Below are 18,425 nucleotides of genomic sequence, written 5' to 3'. Positions count from 1 at the left end.
ACTTGATCATCCGGGTTTACGTCCGCGAATGTGATGGGGGCAATGTTCCCCCGACTTCAGCACTGGCTGCATTGCATCCCAGATTTCGATCTGGTGCTTGATGAAATCTGCACCGTGCCGCGCTTCCCATTTGGCGCGATTCGGGCCCGTCAACTCGGCAAGCTCTGCTGCCGATACCTGGGAATACCAGGGATTGCGATTGACCAGCTCCACAGTTTCAAACCCTGCCCCTTCCATCGCCACACGGTACTTTGCGGGCGAGGCCATTTGAAACTCCAGGTCCTCCATCTTTACATAGTGGGCCATCTCGGGCGACATCTCACCATCGTGTTTGGTCAGCCAGTCAGACGCAGCAAAAGCTCCACCTGGTTTCAACACCCGCAGCACTTCCGCGGCCAAGGCTGCCTTGTCCGGGATATGGATAATGGAATCCTTTGAGAACACGACGTCAAATGTTTCGGCATCAAATGGCATTGGCCCAGGAGAGACTTTGATGATCTCAACTTTCGCCTCCAGGCCCGCGTCCCTGACCCTCTGTCGCGCGGCTTCGCAAACCGGTGCCTCGACGTCTATGCCTGTGACTTTTCCAGCCCCCATTTGACCTGCCAAAAGCACGGCGATGGCGCCCGATCCGCACCCGATATCAAGGATATGCTTGCCTTTCAGATCCACACCTTCGACCACCCGAGCCACTTCGCCTGCACCACCGGGGGACAAGAACCCCTCTCCCCAAAGCTCTTCCAAAAAGTCGATGACCTGGCGGTCATAAAGGATTTCGTCCGACATTCTTTCTCCCCTATCGTGCCAACGCTCCGCAGACTTCACTCACCACACCAAAGATAGACCCCCGGCAGGCATCAAGGCTTCCACTGCACACTTACTGATTACCTCATTCTGAATGGTCATTCAATCAGTAGACTTTCACAAGCTTGATTGGTATCGAGAAACAACCACGAAAGGGAACCCGATCAAAATGGCTGACATGCTTCCAACACATGCTCAAACCGTCATCATCGGAGGTGGCTCAATTGGGACAAACACGGCCTACCACCTGACCAAGCTCGGTCATACTGATGTGATCGTTCTGGAACAGGGTCAATTGACCTCGGGAACGACGTGGCACGCAGCCGGGCTGATTGTGGCTAAGCCTTCTGAAATCAGAGTCGGAATGCGCGATCTACACGCACGGCCGTGACCTTTACGCGAACCTTGAGCAAGAAACCGGGATACCAACTGGATTTCGCGATGTCGGCTATTTGCAGATCGCCACCAACCAAGAACGCCTTCACGAAATGCGCCGTATCGCAGCCTTTATGCGCAGGTTCGGGATCAACAACCACGAAATCTCAGTCACCGAAGCACAGGAAATGTTCCCCATCGGTGACTTATCAGATGTCGTCGGGGCCTTTCTGATCCCAGAAGACGGGCGCGCCAACCCGGTCGATGTCACCATGTCCCTGGCCAAGGGTGCCCGAAATCGGGGTGCGCGGATTTTTGAAGGTGTGCGGGTCGACGAGATCCTGGCAAAGAATGGAACGGCGACGGGTGTGCGCACTGCAAACGGGCAGACCATCACCGCCGAGAATGTCGTGATCTGTGGTGGAATGTGGTCGCGCCAGTTGGGTGCGAAACACGGCGTGAACCTGCCCCTTCAAGCGGCAGAACACTATTACCTCATTACCGAGAGCATTCCGGGCCTGCCCCGCGATCTGCCCGTTCTGGAAGACCCCTCAACGTATACCTATTACCGCGAGGAAGTTGGCGGTTTGATGCTAGGCCTGTTCGAACCGGGCGCCGCCGCTTGGAAATTGAATGGCATCCCGGACGAATGGCAATTTGGCGAGATAGAACCAGATTGGGAACGCGTCGGTCCTGATCTTGAAAAGGCTTACTCTCGCGTGCCTGACACCATGAATTACGGGGTCAAGAAACTGTTCTGCGGGCCTGAAAGCTTTACACCCGATCTGGCCCCTCTGGTCGGTCCTACATCGGAACTACGCAACTTGTGGGTGGCCTGCGGCATGAACTCATTGGGCATCCTGAATGGCGCTGGCACAGGTATGGTGCTGGCGCATTGGATGGTCGACGGCGTGCCCCCGATTGATGTCACGGGGATCAACGTGAACCGGTTCTCGCGCGAGATGGCGACGCCAGCCTTCAGACGGGACCGGACGCCCGAGTTGTTGGGCAAACTCTTCGGTCAACACTTTCACAATGAAAGCTTCAAAACGGCCCGCAACGTGAAACGGTCCGTTCTCTATGACCGACTTAAAGACGCCGGGGCCTTTTTCACCGAAGGAAACGCCTGGGAACAGCCGGATTGGTTCGCACCAACGCCCGACCAGGCCAAGATCGAGACATACAGTTGGTATCGTCAAAACTGGTTTGATTGGCATGTAGAGGAGCATCGCGCCGCCCGAGAAGATGTGATCGTGATGGACATGACCTCCATGGCCTGTTTCAGCGTCGAAGGGCCGGATGCCTGCGCCCTCCTCTCTCGCCTGTCTTGCAACGAGATCGATGTCGATCCGGGCCGCGTGGTCTATACGGCGTGGGTCAATGAACACGGCGGCTTCGAGGCCGATTTGACCGTGACCCGACTGTCGGATCACAAGTTCTGGGTGGTTGTCGGAGAGAACTCTGCTGGCCACACGGAAATGCGTATGCGACGTCATATCCATGACGGCGAAAACGTGGTGATCACGGACGTCACTGCAGGGCGTTGCCAGATCAACGTGCACGGCCCAAAGTCCCGAGAGCTGCTGAGCAGGATTTCAGGTGCGGATCTATCGGATAATGGGTTCCCATTCATGACCGCACGCGAGATCGATGTCGGCTATGCCGTTGTTATGGCCTATCGCGTGACCTTCATCGGTGAATTGGGGTGGGAGCTTCATGTCCCGGCCACCCAAGCGGTTCAAACCTATGATCTGATCATGGAGGCTGGCCGCGACTTGGGCGTCCGCAATGCCGGGATGCAAACCCTGAACTCGCTGCGCCTTGAAAAGGCTTATCGTGATTTTGGGATCGACGTGGACAACACCGACAACCCGATCGAGGCAGGACTAGGATTTGCCGTCAAGCTGGACAAGCCGGGCGGCTTCATTGGTCGGGATGCCTTGGCACAGATCAAGGCCAGAGGTGTGCCGAACACCCGGATGCTGCAATTCCTGCTGAAAGACCCCGAGCCGCTGCTGTACGGCAACGAGATGATTTATCTCAACGGTCAGGAAGTCGGCTATGTTCAGGTCGGCGGATACGGACACTCTTTAGGCGGCGCTGTCGGCATCGGGTTTGCAGAAACCAATGCGCCACTGACGGCGGACGTCGCCGCCGCCGGACATTGGCAGATCGAGATCGCGGATGAGAAGTTCGAGGCGATTGCCTCTCTCAAACCGCTTTATGATCCCGACATGAAAAAGATCAAATGCTGATCTGGTGCAGCTCTTACAGCGGGAAGTGCTTGGGAAAGAACCGCGAAAGTGAAAGCTGGCAGACATCTCTGAATTCCCGCCGATCCGCCACTTTGGGGTACAGCACCAAACTCAGCCAGGCCCCGTCCGACATTGCCTCGACCGCGCGGGCCGTCTTGTCTGCATCAAGGTCGTCATAACCGCCCTCGGCAATCAGATCACCGCACAATTGCAGGATACGGTCATACCGTTCGTTGTCGTATTTGTTGTGAATCTTCAGGTAGTTCGGACGATACTTGGCCTGTCCCCAGAATGCGAACCAAACGGCCAGCCGCTTGTGCGTGCAGATGCTTTTGTCAAAGTCCGCGTTGACGATCGCCACCAGACGATGCGCCGGTGATGGCTCAGCCTCGTCATAGTATTTCAACCAGTTTTCATAGTGCTCCTGCGCAAGGAACCCCAAGGCCGCATCATAAAGCGCCTCTTTGCTGGCAAAGTGATAGTTGACCACACCGTGCGAAAGGTTGGCAGCCTCGGTCACATGTTTAAGCGTCGTGTCCGAAAACCCGCGTTTCGCGATTGAATCAATCGCAGCCATGATCAGCTGCAAGCGGCGGACTTCGGGGGGCTCAGTTCGACGTTTTTCTGAAGCTCTTTGGCCTCCACTTTACCCCTCCTCTCGCTCGGCCATCTGCCGATCCAACATATCCGCTCTTTGCTGCCGGAACATCACGATGGCAGCGATTGCGACACAGATGGCGATCACCAGGATCATGATGGTCGCAAGCGCGTTGATGTCCGGCCTGAGGCCTAGTCGAATGCGTGAAAAGATCAGAATTGGCAAGGTGTTTGCGCCGGGGCCGGTCACGAAACTGGCAATCACCAGGTCATCCAACGACAATGTGAAGGCAAGAAGCCAACCCGAAATCAACGCTGGCGTCAGCTGAGGGATGGTGATTGCCGTCAGAACCTTGAACGGCTTCGCCCCAAGGTCAGCAGCCGCCTCTTCCAACGTTTGCCCCATACCGGTCAGTCGCGCCTGAATGGTGACGGCCACATAGGCCATGGAAAAGGTAATATGCGCAATGGTGATCGTGGCAAACCCGCGCTCCGCAGGCCAGCCGATCAGTTGATTGAGCGAGATGAAGAAAACGAGCAGTGAAAGCCCGGTGATCACCTCGGGCATCACCAGGGGTGCCACCAGCATTCCACCAAACAGGGTCCGCCCTTTGAACCTGCCAAACCGCACCATCGCAAGTCCGGCCAATGTCCCAAGGGCCGTTGCAAAGGTCGCGTTGACCACCGCAATCTGCAGGCTCAGGGACACAGCCTGCCAGACCTCAGGCGACTGAAAGAGCTCGTAATACCACCGCAGGGACCAACCGCCCCACACCGGCACCAACTTGGAGTGGTTGAACGAATAGATCACCAGCAGGACCATCGGAACATAGAAGAACGCCAATCCCAGGGTCAGCATGATCGTCAAAAAGCGTGAGCGTTTTCCGTACATCTACTGCTCCTCCGACGCTTTGCCTTGGAAGTACTGAAACACCATGATGGGCAGGACCAGAATGCACAGCAGGACGATGGCAACAGCCGCGGCCACAGGCCAATCGCTGTTTCTGGAAAACTCGTTGAACAGCACGCGCCCGATCATCTGCACGTTGCCACCGCCCAACAGATCGGGAATGACGTACTCTCCCGTCGCCGGAATGAAGACCAGCAGAGAGCCAGCAATGATCCCCGGCATCGTCAGCGGCAGCGTAATCTTGAAGAACGTGTTTGTGGGCCGCGACCCAAGGTCTGCTGCGGCTTCGTTCAAGCTGTTGTCCAGCTTTTCCATGGTCGCATAAAGCGGCAGGATCATGAACGGCATGTAGGTATAGACAATCCCGATATAGACCGCGAATTCGGTATAGAGCATCCGGATCGGTTCATCGATTATTCCAAGCGCGATCAACAGGTTATTGATGGTCCCCTGGTCGGCCAGCAGCCCCATCCACGAATAGACACGCAGCAAAAATGAGGTCCAGAACGGCAAGATGATCGCAAACAGCAAAAGCGGTTTCGCCACCGGCCCAGAACGGACAATCGCATAAGCAATCGGGTAACCAAACAAGAGGCACAGTATGGTCGACGTTACCGAGATCTTGAGTGAGTTGACGTAGGTGTCAAAGTAAAGGCTGTCTTCCCAGATGTAGACGAAGTTATCAAAAACCAGCCGGATCGTGACGATCCCGCTGTCCGTCCATTCAACCAGTTTTGTGAACGGAGGGCTGGCAATGGCAAGCTCCGCCAAACTGATCTTGGCCGCGATAAAGAACGGAGCCAGAAAGAAGAACAGCAGCCAAAAGAACGGGATGATGGTGATGATCTGGCGCCAGTGGCTTTGGATGCGTCGCATCATCAGGGACACAAATGATACCTGACTGGCCGACGAGGGTTTGTGGGAAACATCCGTCATTTGTTCAGCAACATGGCGCTGGACGAATCCCAGCTGATGTTCACCTTGTCCTCCCAGGTGATCTGCTGCGTGGCATGTGTGGGACGCGTTTGATTGGGTCGTGTCACATCGAAAATGTCCCCGTTGGGAAGGGCGACCTTGTAAATCGACGTCTCCCCCAGATACCCGATATCATCAATCACGGCTGAGACTTGATTGGGACCTGTCACCGCCTCTTCAGATTTGGTGATGCGGATTTTCTCGGGCCGTAAAGCAACCCAGATCTTGCTGCCGACCTTCACGGAATGACCGTGATCTATGTAGACCTCGCAAAACTCGGTTTGCACCCGCACGTGGTCGGCGCCGTCTTCGGTCACGCGCCCTTCGAATATGTTGGCGGACCCGATGAAATCCGCAACAAAGCGAGATTCGGGGAATTCATAAATTTCGGTTGGTGTCCCGATCTGCTGAAACCGCCCTGCATCCATGACCGCCATGCGTGACGACAGGGTCATCGCCTCTTCTTGGTCGTGGGTCACAACGATGAAAGTGACACCCACTTTCTCTTGAATATTGGCCAGCTCGAACTGCGTCTGCTTGCGTAGCTTCTTGTCCAAGGCGGCCAAAGGCTCGTCCAACAGCAACAACTTGGGGCGCTTGACCAAAGCCCGCGCCAAGGCGACGCGCTGACGCTGCCCACCTGACAATTGCTTGGGCTTTCGCTTTTTGAAATCTTCCAGCTCCACAAGTTTAAGAATGTCATGCACCCGGTCTGCGATGTCGAACTTGGGAACCTGGTCCTGCTCCAGACCAAAGGCCACGTTCTTTTCCACGGTCATATGCGGAAACAACGCATAGCTTTGGAACATCATGTTGGTCGGTCGCTCATAGGCGGGAACATTCGCCATATCGATACCGTCGATGGTGATCGAACCTGCGTTCAGGTCCTCGAACCCGGCCAGCATCCGCAACAAGGTGGATTTGCCGCAGCCCGATCCCCCCAATAGGCAGAACAGTTCGCCCGGATAAATGTCCAGATCGACATTGTCGACGGCTGTAACCTCGCCGTACTTCTTGGTGACGCCTTTGATTTGAACCAGAGGCTGTTGTTCATTCTGGTCAAGCCAGGGCGCTGCACCGGAAGGTGAAGAAACGGTCAATGTGAGCCTCGCAGTCTGCCTGAAAATGGTCGGGTCGGCAGCAGCGCCCTGAATTTGGGCGCTGCTGCCAGCGTTGCCGTGAGTGAGTTAGTTTCCGGCTTTGAAATCCGTCCAGGTCCGAGTCTGCAAACGCTCGACCTTTGGTGGCAGAACTGCGGTGGTGTACATCTTGGCCACCTGATCCGACGTTGGGAACGCCGCAGGGCTGGACGTGACCGCTTCGTCAACCATTGGCTTGGCCGTCAGATTGGCCGTTGCATACCAGGTAAAGTTGCTGTCGTTGGCCGCCACTTCGGGGCGCATCATGTAGTTCAGGAACAGATGCGCATCCTCTTTGTTGGCCGCATCCGCCGGGATCAACCAACCATCGATCCAAAGCTGCGCGCGGCGCTCGCCTTCTGGCAGGAAGAAATCCAGAACCACCCCTGTCTCAGCCTCGGCTGCCCCAGACATGGCCAGCAGACCATCCGGTCCCCATGTAGTGGATACGCAGAACTCTTTCTGCGGCATCCGTTGGTAGGCGTAATTGTCAAAGGTTTTAACGTACGGGCGCACCTCGGCCAGCATCGCGCCGACCTTGGCATAGTCTTCCTTGTTGGTGGAATTCGGATCCAGTCCCATATGCGCCAAAGCCATTGGAATGATATCACCTGGAGAATCCAGGAAAGAGACCCCACATTTCGCCAGCTCCTTCATGTGCGCGGGATCAAACACCATGTCCATCGAGCCGATCGGAGCATCCGGGTAGGTTTCTTTCACCAACGCCTCGTTATAGGTGACACCGTGCGTCCCCCACATATAGGGGATGAAATGCTTGTTGCCGGGATCCCACTCGCTCGCCAATTGTCCCATGATCGCGGGATCAATATTCGCAAGGTTGTCCAGTTTGGACACGTCCAGCGGCGCAACGATTCCCGCCTTGATGAGACGTGCCGTGTCACTGTCGGCGTGGCTCACAACGTCATACCCGCTGTTGCCTGCAAGCAGCTTTGCATCAATCGCTTCGGCAGAATCATAAGGGTCGTAGATGACCTTGATGCCGTATTCCTTTTCAAAGTTCGCGATTGTGTCTTCCGCGATGTATTCCCCCCAATTCGTAACCTTCAACACGCGCTCTTGTGCAACTGCGGCACCCGAGATCGCCGTGGACGATACGGCCAGTACGGAAATCCCGATGGCTTTTCTGATTGAATTCATGGCTTCGCTTCCTCTCCCTGAGCGATGACTGCGGTACGTCCTCATGTTTTGATGGCTGAACAACCCGAGTGCCCCTTACGAGTGGTTCTTCTGCCGAGCTTCGCGCGCCTCAAAACTATCTGACTGACCATTCAGAACGGTAGTCGCATGGATTTGCGCGTGTCAACAAAAGGTGCGATCAAATCGGCTTTTCTGGCAAATACAGTTAGTTTTTGCAGAGTAATTCGGAAGTATCGCCTGATTTTCAGCCTTTCAATTGCTGACCGACGAATTGCAAGAAGCGTTTTTTCTGAATAGCCGTTCAGTCAGTGACGGTTGACTGAGCAGCAAAATTGAGAGACACCTAGACCCAACTGAAGGGCAGCTGGCCTCGCCAAATGGTTCTTGGCGCACAGGGCCGATATCACCCGCCCCTTCAAATCAAACGGACCGAAAGCCAAACCAAAACGGACTCTGCAAATGCGTGATCATACACGAAACATCGAAATCCCCGCAGATTGGGACCGACGCGGATTGCCTGGCTGGTGTTATCACAGCCCGGCCCTTTTGGACCTGGAGCAGAGCGAGTTGTTCAAGACGCATTGGCAAATCGCATGTCATGTCTCAGACGTCCCCGAGGTTGGCAGCTTTCTGTGCTTCGACATGTGCGGCGAGCGTGCGATCATTCTTCGAGACAACACATCCGAAGTGCGCGCATACCTCAACATTTGTCGCCATCGCGGGTCGCGTCTTGTCGCCAAGGAACAAGGAAAATGCACCAACGCGTTGGTCTGTCCGTTTCATGGGTGGGTCTACAACCTTGATGGCACCCTTCGTGGCGCCGCACGACCCGAATCTTTCCCGCAACTGGACAAACACGAATTTGGCCTGAAGTCCCTTGAAATGGAGGTCTGGCACGGCTTCGTCTTTGTGCGTTTCAAACCCGGGCCTCAACCCTCAGTCGCAGAGCTTATGGCCCCTATGGAGCAAGAGCTTGCCGCCTACAGGATGGCCGAACACGTCCCAACGGACGGCATTTGGACCGAAGAAACGCCTGTGAATTGGAAATCGGTCCGAGACGTGGACAACGAAGGGTACCATGTTCCACTGGCGCACCCCGCGCTCCAGGACCTCTATGGCTCTACCTACGCCGATGAACCCTATGTTGACGGCGTCTCGCGCTCGGATGGGCGTTTTACCCCGACCAAGGGACGCAGATGGGCTGTTCGCAACTACAAGAAATTCACAAAGCCCCAACCGCATTTGCCCGAGCATCTGCACAAAACCTGGATGTATTATGGGATTTTCCCAAACGCCGTGATCGCCGTGACGCCAGAGACATCATTGTTTTACCAGGAGTTTCCGGTTTCAACGAACAAGTCGATCCTACGCAGCGCGACGTATCGCAATCCCGTAGAAGATCGCCAACAAAGAGCCGCGCGATACCTTGCCGCGCGCATTGACCGGGAAACCGTGGAAGAGGACATTCAGCTGACAATCTGGTCAAACGAATCCATGCAGTCCGAGGCTTTCGAGGGGTTCTACCTGTCTGATCTGGAATACGGAGTGCGCTCTCATCACGATCACCTGCGGCGGATCCTACCGATCTACAACATCGAAACCGCACCGGACGAAGATGGGTTGGCCGCGCTGAACGCCTCTATGGCGGATGCGCCTGATCAGTGACCAAGACCTCGATGCAAAGTTCGGAACAGGAACACCAAAGAAAACTCCTGTTGACGAAAGTCGGCAAACCCGGGTCCGGGTCAACGCGCTATGCTGCTGCAATGTTCTTTTATCAGGCCAACATGATGTCGGCCGACCTGCTGGAGATCTATCGCAGGTGCAGCAAGTTCGACGCCGAAGATCCAATCGACCTTGCCAAGTATGAAGGCATTGATGTCTCAGAGTTTGCACTTGGTTTCACCTGACATACCACCAATCGACCCGCAAAAAACTGCAGCCAACAAAGCCACCACAATCACGAACACCGGAGAGCCATCGGATGACCACGGACTATGACGTTATCGTCGTCGGCGCAGGTGCTGCAGGTCTGGCAGCCACGCAAACGCTTGTGTCCGCAGGGCTTTCGGTCATCTGCATCGAAGCCTCGGACCGCGTTGGTGGCCGCACACATACAGACACCAGCATCTTTGGCGTCCCCTTTGACACGGGCGCGCATTGGCTGCACGCCGAACACGCCAATGCCCTCAAGGCGCCCGGATTGATCCTCGGCCTTGATCTGTACCCTGCCCCTGACAATGGCATGACATACGGGCTAGCCGATGACGCCGTTCTTTGGGACGAAGTGGATGAAATCCAAGCAGCCGTCACAAAAGCGGTTCAGCTGGATCGCGAAACCGAGGACCAGTCCGGCACTCCCACGGACCGATCTCTGGCAGACATCCTTGTCGACAAAAGCCCATGGTCCTTCACAGCAGCAATGACCTTTGCGCTGTCGCTTGCGCGGGATCTGCCCAACACGTCTTTGCGTGACATGGAGGCGTGGGAAGGCGGGGATGATTGGTTCTGCCGCGAGGGGTTCGGTCATCTGATCGCGCGTACTGCCGTTGGATTGCCAGTAAAGCTCTCCACTCCCGTGACGGATATCGAAGCCAGAACAAACAGCATTCAGGTCACAACCACCCAAGGCAAAACCTCTGCTCAGGCGGTGATCGTATCTGCCTCAGTTGGTGTTCTGGCCGAGGATGTGATCCGCTTTGATCCCCCGCTCGATGCCGAACGGCGATCTGCATTCGAATTGATCACAATGGGCGACTACAACCACGCGGGCCTTCTTTTTCAACCCGGCACTCTGCCCGTGCCCTCGGACACATGGCTGACCTACCACCTTGAACCCGACAGCCGTGGCATCGCGCACGGAGGTGGCTTTTTGTGCAACGTCTCGGGCACTGGCCTGACCAGCTTTGAAAGCTCGGGCAGTTTCTCACGAGAACTGCAAGAACTGGGCCCAGACAGCGCAATAGAACACGCTCTTGAAACACTGTCCGGCTTCTTCGGCACATCCGTCAAACAGAACTTCATCAAGGGTCACGCAACGGCTTGGCGCAAAGAACCATACGTGCGCGGCTCGTATGCGGGCGCCAATCCGGGGGCTACTCGGCGCGAACAGTGTTGCGCCGCCCCCATACCGAGCGGGTGCATTTTGCAGGCGAAGCATCCCACGATAGCCAGCAATGCTCCGTAAGCGGCGCACATCTTGAGGGCATACGCGCTGCAAGTAATGTGCTTGCAGGACACTTCCAAATCCCGAGGATCAGGGTCCACAACCAGTAAAAAGACCGGTGCCACGAGAGCGGTTGCTGAAAGAACGACCTTTGGACATCGATCAAATTGGGTTGCTGCGCGCGAACATGTTCCTGGTCCAGTTGCGGCGTTCGCCGTTTTGGTTCTGTTGCAGACTTTTGACCATTGGAATTTGCCACCAACTGTGATTCCAGCGTCTTTCAAAGGCTCACTCCGCCTTACGATCATTTTTACAGCTTTTTGATCGCCACCTGAGTAACAGGTATGACTGCAGAGACACTATACCCAACCCGAAGTTCATTCATAATTCAGTCTTCGAGAATTCGCCGGATTTCTTTCAGAATAATCTCACCTGTCGTTTGGCTGACTTGCCGCCCAAAGAGTTCAATTCGAAAACCGTTGGCAGATAATTCTCCCCGAAGTTCAGCTCCCCCTTCGACATGGACAGATTCCAAACGCCTATTGATTGTCGGTCGCCCACCCTTACGGGGGTCCTTTTTTCCCTTACTTCTAGACGCCAGAGCACCCTGCAAAGTTGCCCATTCCTCACTCGCAGAGGAACAATCAGACCCATTCAGTGCAATTCTAAGGTCGGATTGCGCCCCATCACGCAAAGCACTTGCCAGTTGTAGACCCGCTTTTTCACTCAATGATGCTGGAAATCGGAGGAGATCGCCCAAACATTCATGTACCAGTGCAAAGCTTCTTACCTTAGACCGCTTTGCTTTGGATACAGACGAGAACAGCGCATCCACTGCATCAGAGACGCTTGGGAAAACCCCTGCCCCGCTGCGAGAACCGAAATCCTTCCCCGCTCGTATGGTGTCAAATTTGCGCGGACTTCGTTTTCTTCGACCATCGAAACGTACGCATTCGCACCTGCATCGGCATCACGTACATATGCTGGAATCAACGAGAATGACGGGTCTTCTGTGGCAAGATGTTGAAAGGCTCTGAGACGGCGATATCCCGAGATCAATCCGAAGCCATCAACAGTTTTGGAAACCTCAATTGGGCTGCGCAGCCCAGATTTGCGTATCGAAACTATCAACTCGCCCATCGCTTCTGGATCTTCGTCCAGGCGGTCGCGCCGAATAAAGTCAGCGTCAATCGTCGATGTCTCAATTGGTTGGGCCACAAAACCGGCAGCCCTTGCTTCGCGGAATTGTTTTGCGTCCGATGCATCGCGTGCTTTTTCCGCCCGGTCAGCCACGGAGGTTGTTGCCGCAAGCGCAGCAGCCTCGCCCGCAACTTGAGCTATGGGAGGCGTCATCGAGAGTGCGTCTACGGGTTTCGCGGCGAAACCTTCATCTAGTTCACGCAAGGTTTCGGCATCCGGAGCAGTTAACCGTCTACGTTTCGCCATTAGCTTTCACCTCCCATGTTGACGTCTCTCCACCATGACCCGATTAGCAACTCTTTGAATTCGGCATAGGTTCGGTCGAATGTCTCTCGACCTCGAACATATGTCTCTCGATTGAATTCGCGGTAGTCGGCCTCGTAGATACCGTTGACCTGCTCTCCTGCTTGACCAACTAGGGCTGTGTAATCTTGCCGATAGGCATTCATGAAATCGCCGAAGTACGCTTGAATTACGTTTGCCATGTCCGTTTGCTGGGAGGCGTCAAACCGAGTAACAATCGCCCGAACTACGTCCCATTCGAACTTTATTTCAGGCAAGTCAGCCGCGCGCCTGGATGCATTTTCACCATCTTCAATCGATGCAAATGTGGTGTAAAGCATGTCGAAAAATCGACCCGTGGAATCAAACTCAAGGAACGATGCCCCCAAAGGAACAAGCAAGATATCAGCAGCTGCCAGAGCGTTGATCGTGAGGTAACCTAGGGCAGGCGGGGTATCTAGGAATACGATATCGTATTCATCCAGAATCCCTTCGTCTTCCAGAAAATTGGTCAATCCATCCCACAAGGGCCAGGATCGCAGCGCCATGCGCCAAACAGGTATCTGAAACTCAGCCCAATAGAGGTTCAATTGCGCGCCGATCAGGTCAATGTTCGGCCAATGCGTTTTTTGAATGACGTTTCGCGACGAAACCGCCAGTGCTTCTTGAAGGGTTTCATCGAGGGGAATCTCAGGTTGTCCGCCTGCACGCCTAACATCGTTTTCCGCGGTTACCGCCTTTCCGAAGTCCTTAGCGATAAGCGGGAAAACTGTAGACCATTCGTCAGGCACTGTGCCGCCCAATATGGACGTCATGGAACCTTGGCTGTCCAGGTCGATCACCAGAACCCGATAGCCGTCCAATGCTGCTGACATAGCCAAATGCGCCGCGGTACTTGTCTTTCCTACGCCGCCCTTAAAATTGGCAACTGAGACGACCTTGGCCTTCGCTTCTTTAGGGCGGTAGGGTAAGTATTCCTTGGTGCTAAGGCCCTCGCTAGCGAAATGCTTTCGAAGAAGTAAAACTTCCTCAAGTGTGAACCATTTCGATCCTCCGTCACCTTCGCCCTGAGGCAATTCGGGATTAGCCTTTAGAACTCTGCGCAGATGAGCAGGGGCAACCGGGATAAGGTATTTCGTCAGTTCCCATGTTGAGAATTTTCTAAGCCTCTTTTTTCCGTCCGGCGCGTACCCTCGTTGAGCCAAGTCTTCGCGCCCTTTGGCGCAGAAGGCCGCCGCTTTTGCGAATCGGGTTGTGTCTATAGGATCAGACAACCGCGCGGCTGCGGCCTGAGGATTGAGATTTAGATATGGCGGGACCGCTTGTGTCGGTGGTTTGCTCAATTTTGGTGCCTCGTAGAATGTTCGCTTATTTTGCGTATATCTGCGATGATAGCGAACATCCGTTTCTTAGACTACTATGAACTGCGTCTTTCGGCCGGTTTTGATGATAAGACTGCGGTTTCGTGACGAAACTCAAATGAATATCAATCAAACAGCACAACAAACTGTTTATTTTGTTTAAGTACTTTAAGTACTTTGGAACTTAAAAATTATTTGAACCCAAACACTTATCTTTACATGGGGACCTGTACACGGGAAGAAAGGTACCTGTTTACGTGACCAGTGGTACCCAGACACGGGAGGATGAGTACCCACTTGCATGTTTAATGGTACCGATTCTCGGGAAGACGGTTTTTGCCCTAATAGGCCCTAAAAAGGACTCAAAATGGATGTTTGGGATCTCTGCTTGAGCGCGGCATATAGACAAAAACTATAGTAGATCTCTGGAAAAACGGGAACCGTGGCTGTGAGGTACCCGGTTACGGGATCGACTAAATGAACCTATGCACGCTTGATTTGAGGTACCTTTTGTGCAACTCATTTGTTTGAGCAGATAGAACATGACACACACAGAAATAGACATGGACCGGCTGACCGGCGCATTGCGCCGAGAAACAGTCAAAAAGAATGTGGCCGCGATACATATCAGCGGCAAGTTGACCCTGTTGCAGAGAAAGCTGTCCAACGTTCTGCTTTTGAATGCGTATGACGCCTTAACCAGTGCTCCCAGCCATTCTATTGACGCACGCACCCTGTCGGCCATGGTGGGTTACAATTCCAATGATCTGGATACCCTGAGGGCCAGTTTGCGTGCTTTGGCCGAGACGGTTGCCGAGTGGGATATGCTTGACGAAGAGGGGCGCCAAGAGTGGGGGTTTCGTCGCTTCTGTCATTCGCCAAGCTAAAGAATGGAGTTTGCGAGTATTCCTATTCTCCGGCCTTGGCGCAAAAACTGCACGACCCCAAGATTTACGCGCTAATCAATGTTCACATACAGCGCAACTTCTCCTCCGGTCACGGCTTGGCCTTGTATGAAAACTGCTACCGATTTGTCCGCACCGGTTCGACCGGGTGGTGGTCGTTAGAAGTTTTTCGAAAATTGATGGGTGTCGACGGATCGAGTTACTACGAGAGCTTCAAACACTTGAACGCCAAAATCATCAAACCAGCGGTGACCGAGGTAAACCGAAATTCGGATATCGTCATCACACCTGAATTCAAGAAGAAGGGCAGGGCGGTGTCGGATATCCGGTTTCTCATCCAGGAAAACCCACAACTCGCCATGTTTCAGATTGATGATGACGATGGCATTCGCAACTTGGATGTCTACCGCAGGCTGGTGCAGCAAGGTGTTTCTGATCGTCTGGCCCGGCAATGGATCACTGAACACGGGGAGCAGTATGTTGAGGAAAAGCTGGACTACGTAGGGCGGCAACCTGATGTGAAATCTACTGCTTAGCTATTTGAAAGCTGCACTAAAAGAGAATTTTGGTGCAAAAGAAGCAAAGCGCACGCCACCCAGCCCAGAAGCGATTTTATTGGCCGAAGAGCGTAAGGCCAAAGAACGAGAAGCCGAGGAGAAACTGGACGAACGTTTGGCTGAGCGGGCAAAACGGGCGCGCAAGTTCTCGGTTGTGGCTGAATTGGTTTCGCGACGAAACCCAACCCAAAGAGATGCGGACAAGCGATTGTTCCTGGCGTCATTGGGTGATGATTTGGAACGTATGGAGTTTCGAAACCACGGTTGGCAATCCGCTCTCAATGCAAAGGCAATATTTGCGTTCTGGGAGAATCTGGAGCCCGGAGTTTTCGAAGATATCGAGTAGTACCACATGCGGTCGGCCTGTACCGCAAACGGGTACCTTTGAAGTATTAACGCTATCGCAAAAAAATCGTGAATTTGCGTGACGTCTCTGTACTTGGCCCAAGGATTTGGCGAATTTATTCAGCATGCGGGAGGTGTTGAGATGAATGTACGCTGGAAAAATCCGAAGTCGGTGGTTTCTGGGAACAAGTCTGCAGGCCAGGTTGAACCCTATGAAGATTGGGAACAAGCAACCCGAAATCCAAACTTTTCGGAAGGCGCAAAGATCTGGAAACCTGTTTACCTTGAATTGACCCGTGGGCCGCATGGCGACTTCAGCACGTCTCTAAAGGCGCTGGTAAAGTTCATGACCCAGGTCGACCTTGGGAAGACCCTCCAGCATGATGCGGATTTCCTGCCAGTTGTCGTTAACATCATTGTCGGAGAGCTCACTGGCGAAAACGTCGAGAGGTTTACGCGGTTTTTTCTTTATCGCCCCGAAGGCCGCGCATATGATCCTGTGCCGAACTGCGAAACACTTCACATTGGTGTTGGTTTTCCGATCGCAGATGGGGTCGCGTCGACGTCATTGGATACCCTGGACCAAGTCTTTCGCGGAGCAAAGCGGTTTGCTCGGAATTCTACGTCCGGGGCAATGCCGCCGGAAGTCAGGCACCACTACGTATTTGATCGTCCGCTGGGGGACAAGGTGGCAACAGGCATCGTGGATGATGTCGTTGCCGTCGCAAACGAGAGGTTTCTTCGAGAGACTGGCGACGCCAATGCGCCCTTTGAAACCCGGTTTAAGCATTATTGGCAGCAGTCATGGAATGTGACCCGATCGGGATCATCGTTAGAGTTTGGGAGGAGCTTAAACGGTGCCGACCTGAGCGCTGAGATGAATGATCTGGTCTATGACGGCGCTGTAGATGAGATTGAGTTTTACAGACGGCTGCATTCCAGCAACGGCAAGCGTACCCTTGCGGTCGGCAATCTGGTTGACCCCAATTTTGCGCGCCCGCTTGGCTTCAACTCGAGTCACGGAACTCAAGTAGCAGACCTTGCTGCTGGGTGCCCGATCGAACAGGCAGATGATTCACGTCCCGTCATGTTCGTGCAACTGCCTCAGCTGGCCAGCGCCGAAACTTGGGGAGGGCGGCTGGAGCTGTTTGTTCTGGCTGGGCTGATCCGATTGCTTCGTTGGGCTGACAATTGGAAAGACTCAAACGGGGACACTCGCCGCATCGCCTTGGTGGTCAACATTAGCTACGAAGTGTTCGCGGGGGCCAAGGATGGAACCGGTTTTCTCGAGTTTGAAATTGGGCGTTTGGCGCGTCAACGCAATGCCGAAGGTGTGGCTACTGCGGTTGTACTTCCCAGTGGCAACGGCTTTCGAGAGCGATGCCAGGCGCTGATGAAACTGCCCCGAGGTGAGTCCGAAAACGTATGCTGGCAAATCCAACCCGAAGATCAATCGACATCGTTCATCGAAATTTGGTTGGAACAGTTGAATCGGGCGACGTTAGAAATCACAGGGCCAGGTGGTGAGACAGTTGCTTTGCACCTGACTCGGAGCAAGTACACGACAGACGATGGTGTCGATGTCTTACCGTCGTATACAGTGGATCATGTCCGTACCATCACGGGCAGGGGGGACATCTTGATTGCGCGGGCTTATGTGCGTCGGTTCGATGACACATCCAAAACACGTGTAGTTTTGGCGTTTGCTCCTACTCTGAACCACGAGAATCGTGGACAGGCTGTTCCAGTTGGCGCCTATGATCTGGTATTGACCAATGATGTAGGGGCGCCGTTGCACGCTTCGTTCACGATCCAACGCGATGATACGCCACGCTCGTTCCCACGTTATGCTCGTCAATCCTATCTTGATCACCCCGGTGTTGATGGCGTCGACCCCGAGACCCAAGTACGTGATATGCCATTGTGGACTGTTGGTCCGGTTACCCGTTTGGGGACGATTTCTGCTTATGCCAACGGAGAGGCTTCGGATGTCTACGTTGTTGGTGGAGCTTACGACCGGGACAACCGGTCCGATGCGGCACTATATTCAGCATCGGGACCAACACCCGGACGCGAGACGCCAGATTTATCAGCTGTAACCGAAGAAACGCGCGCGCACGGTGGGGTTATGACTTCGGGGACCTATTCGGGATCAACGAGTAGGTTCCGTGGCACCAGTGCCGCGGCACCACAGGTAACTCGGCAAGTTGTTAACTCCATTGCTAGTGGCAGCCATCCGGGTGATGAATTTTCCGAGCACAGCAAAGCGCAAGCTATGAGCGATTTGCGTGGAAGCCAAACACCATCAACGCCTCCTGATGCAAGATTGGGGGTTGTGACTTTGCCCCACAAGCCGGAAGCGGGTCGGAAACCAAGGCGTGAGTTCTCAAATTAAG

General features: G+C 54.3%; 14 protein-coding genes and 1 pseudogene. 7 read left to right on the top strand and 8 right to left on the bottom strand.

The window, feature by feature from the left end; translation table 11 throughout:
• Positions 1-6: 6 nt before the first annotated feature.
• A complete protein-coding gene (locus tag ACZ1HE_RS23185; RefSeq protein ID WP_472625026.1) occupies positions 7-786 on the bottom strand; it encodes a class I SAM-dependent methyltransferase in 780 nt (259 codons plus the stop codon).
• A gap of 187 nt (positions 787-973) precedes the next feature.
• On the opposite strand from ACZ1HE_RS23185, the gene ACZ1HE_RS23180 reads away from it, so the two are divergent.
• Positions 974-1,195, top strand: a complete 222-nt coding sequence (locus tag ACZ1HE_RS23180; RefSeq protein WP_472625024.1) for an FAD-dependent oxidoreductase — start codon at positions 974-976, stop codon at positions 1,193-1,195.
• Positions 1,137-3,434: a GcvT family protein gene (locus tag ACZ1HE_RS23175; RefSeq protein WP_472625022.1), complete on the top strand. Its 2,298-nt coding sequence runs from the start codon at positions 1,137-1,139 to the stop codon at positions 3,432-3,434. The genes ACZ1HE_RS23180 and ACZ1HE_RS23175 overlap by 59 nt, the downstream gene beginning before the upstream one ends.
• 13 nt (positions 3,435-3,447) lie before the next feature.
• Here the strand turns inward: ACZ1HE_RS23175 and ACZ1HE_RS23170 are convergent, their stop codons facing one another.
• From ACZ1HE_RS23170 to ACZ1HE_RS23150, 5 genes are all read right to left on the bottom strand, one after another.
• On the bottom strand, positions 3,448-4,011 hold the full coding sequence (locus tag ACZ1HE_RS23170; RefSeq protein WP_472625020.1) for a TetR/AcrR family transcriptional regulator: 564 nt from the start codon (positions 4,009-4,011) through the stop codon (positions 3,448-3,450).
• A 69-nt stretch (positions 4,012-4,080) separates the two neighbouring features.
• Entirely contained in the window at positions 4,081-4,923 is an 843-nt protein-coding gene (locus ACZ1HE_RS23165; protein WP_472625018.1) for an ABC transporter permease subunit, read from the bottom strand.
• On the bottom strand, positions 4,924-5,877 hold the full coding sequence (locus ACZ1HE_RS23160) for an ABC transporter permease subunit (protein WP_472625016.1): 954 nt from the start codon (positions 5,875-5,877) through the stop codon (positions 4,924-4,926).
• Positions 5,874-7,016 (bottom strand): ABC transporter ATP-binding protein, encoded by a 1,143-nt coding sequence (locus tag ACZ1HE_RS23155; protein WP_472625014.1) that lies wholly within the window; start codon positions 7,014-7,016, stop codon positions 5,874-5,876. The genes ACZ1HE_RS23160 and ACZ1HE_RS23155 overlap by 4 nt, the downstream gene beginning before the upstream one ends.
• Positions 7,017-7,103: 87 nt before the next feature.
• Positions 7,104-8,213 (bottom strand): extracellular solute-binding protein, encoded by a 1,110-nt coding sequence (locus tag ACZ1HE_RS23150; RefSeq protein WP_472625012.1) that lies wholly within the window; start codon positions 8,211-8,213, stop codon positions 7,104-7,106.
• A gap of 459 nt (positions 8,214-8,672) precedes the next feature.
• Between ACZ1HE_RS23150 and ACZ1HE_RS23145 the strand changes: the two genes are divergently transcribed.
• The 3 genes from ACZ1HE_RS23145 to ACZ1HE_RS23135 all read left to right on the top strand — a co-directional run bounded on the left by ACZ1HE_RS23145 (position 8,673) and on the right by ACZ1HE_RS23135 (position 11,400).
• Entirely contained in the window at positions 8,673-9,878 is a 1,206-nt protein-coding gene (locus ACZ1HE_RS23145; RefSeq protein ID WP_472625010.1) for an aromatic ring-hydroxylating oxygenase subunit alpha, read from the top strand.
• 50 nt (positions 9,879-9,928) lie between these two features.
• Positions 9,929-10,123: a hypothetical protein gene (locus ACZ1HE_RS23140; protein ID WP_472625008.1), complete on the top strand. Its 195-nt coding sequence runs from the start codon at positions 9,929-9,931 to the stop codon at positions 10,121-10,123.
• 74 nt (positions 10,124-10,197) lie between these two features.
• On the top strand, positions 10,198-11,400 hold the full coding sequence (locus tag ACZ1HE_RS23135) for a flavin monoamine oxidase family protein (RefSeq protein ID WP_472625006.1): 1,203 nt from the start codon (positions 10,198-10,200) through the stop codon (positions 11,398-11,400).
• 765 nt (positions 11,401-12,165) lie between these two features.
• Here ACZ1HE_RS23135 and ACZ1HE_RS23130 read toward each other — a convergent pair.
• Both ACZ1HE_RS23130 and ACZ1HE_RS23125 read right to left on the bottom strand, forming a co-directional pair.
• Positions 12,166-12,825: a ParB/RepB/Spo0J family partition protein gene (locus tag ACZ1HE_RS23130; protein WP_472625004.1), complete on the bottom strand. Its 660-nt coding sequence runs from the start codon at positions 12,823-12,825 to the stop codon at positions 12,166-12,168.
• On the bottom strand, positions 12,825-14,204 hold the full coding sequence (locus tag ACZ1HE_RS23125; RefSeq protein ID WP_472625002.1) for an AAA family ATPase: 1,380 nt from the start codon (positions 14,202-14,204) through the stop codon (positions 12,825-12,827). The genes ACZ1HE_RS23130 and ACZ1HE_RS23125 overlap by 1 nt, the downstream gene beginning before the upstream one ends.
• A 560-nt stretch (positions 14,205-14,764) precedes the next feature.
• Here ACZ1HE_RS23125 and ACZ1HE_RS23120 point away from each other — a divergent pair.
• Both ACZ1HE_RS23120 and ACZ1HE_RS23115 read left to right on the top strand, forming a co-directional pair.
• Positions 14,765-16,030 (top strand): annotated as a pseudogene (locus ACZ1HE_RS23120) (replication initiation protein).
• Between the two features lie 78 nt (positions 16,031-16,108).
• A complete protein-coding gene (locus ACZ1HE_RS23115; protein ID WP_472625000.1) occupies positions 16,109-18,424 on the top strand; it encodes a S8/S53 family peptidase in 2,316 nt (771 codons plus the stop codon).
• Position 18,425: the final 1 nt, after the last annotated feature.

Source organism: Falsiruegeria sp. JB4-1 (genome assembly GCF_055693495.1).
Note: the sequence above shows the minus strand (reverse complement) of the source record. Positions and strands in the feature narration are given on the sequence as shown.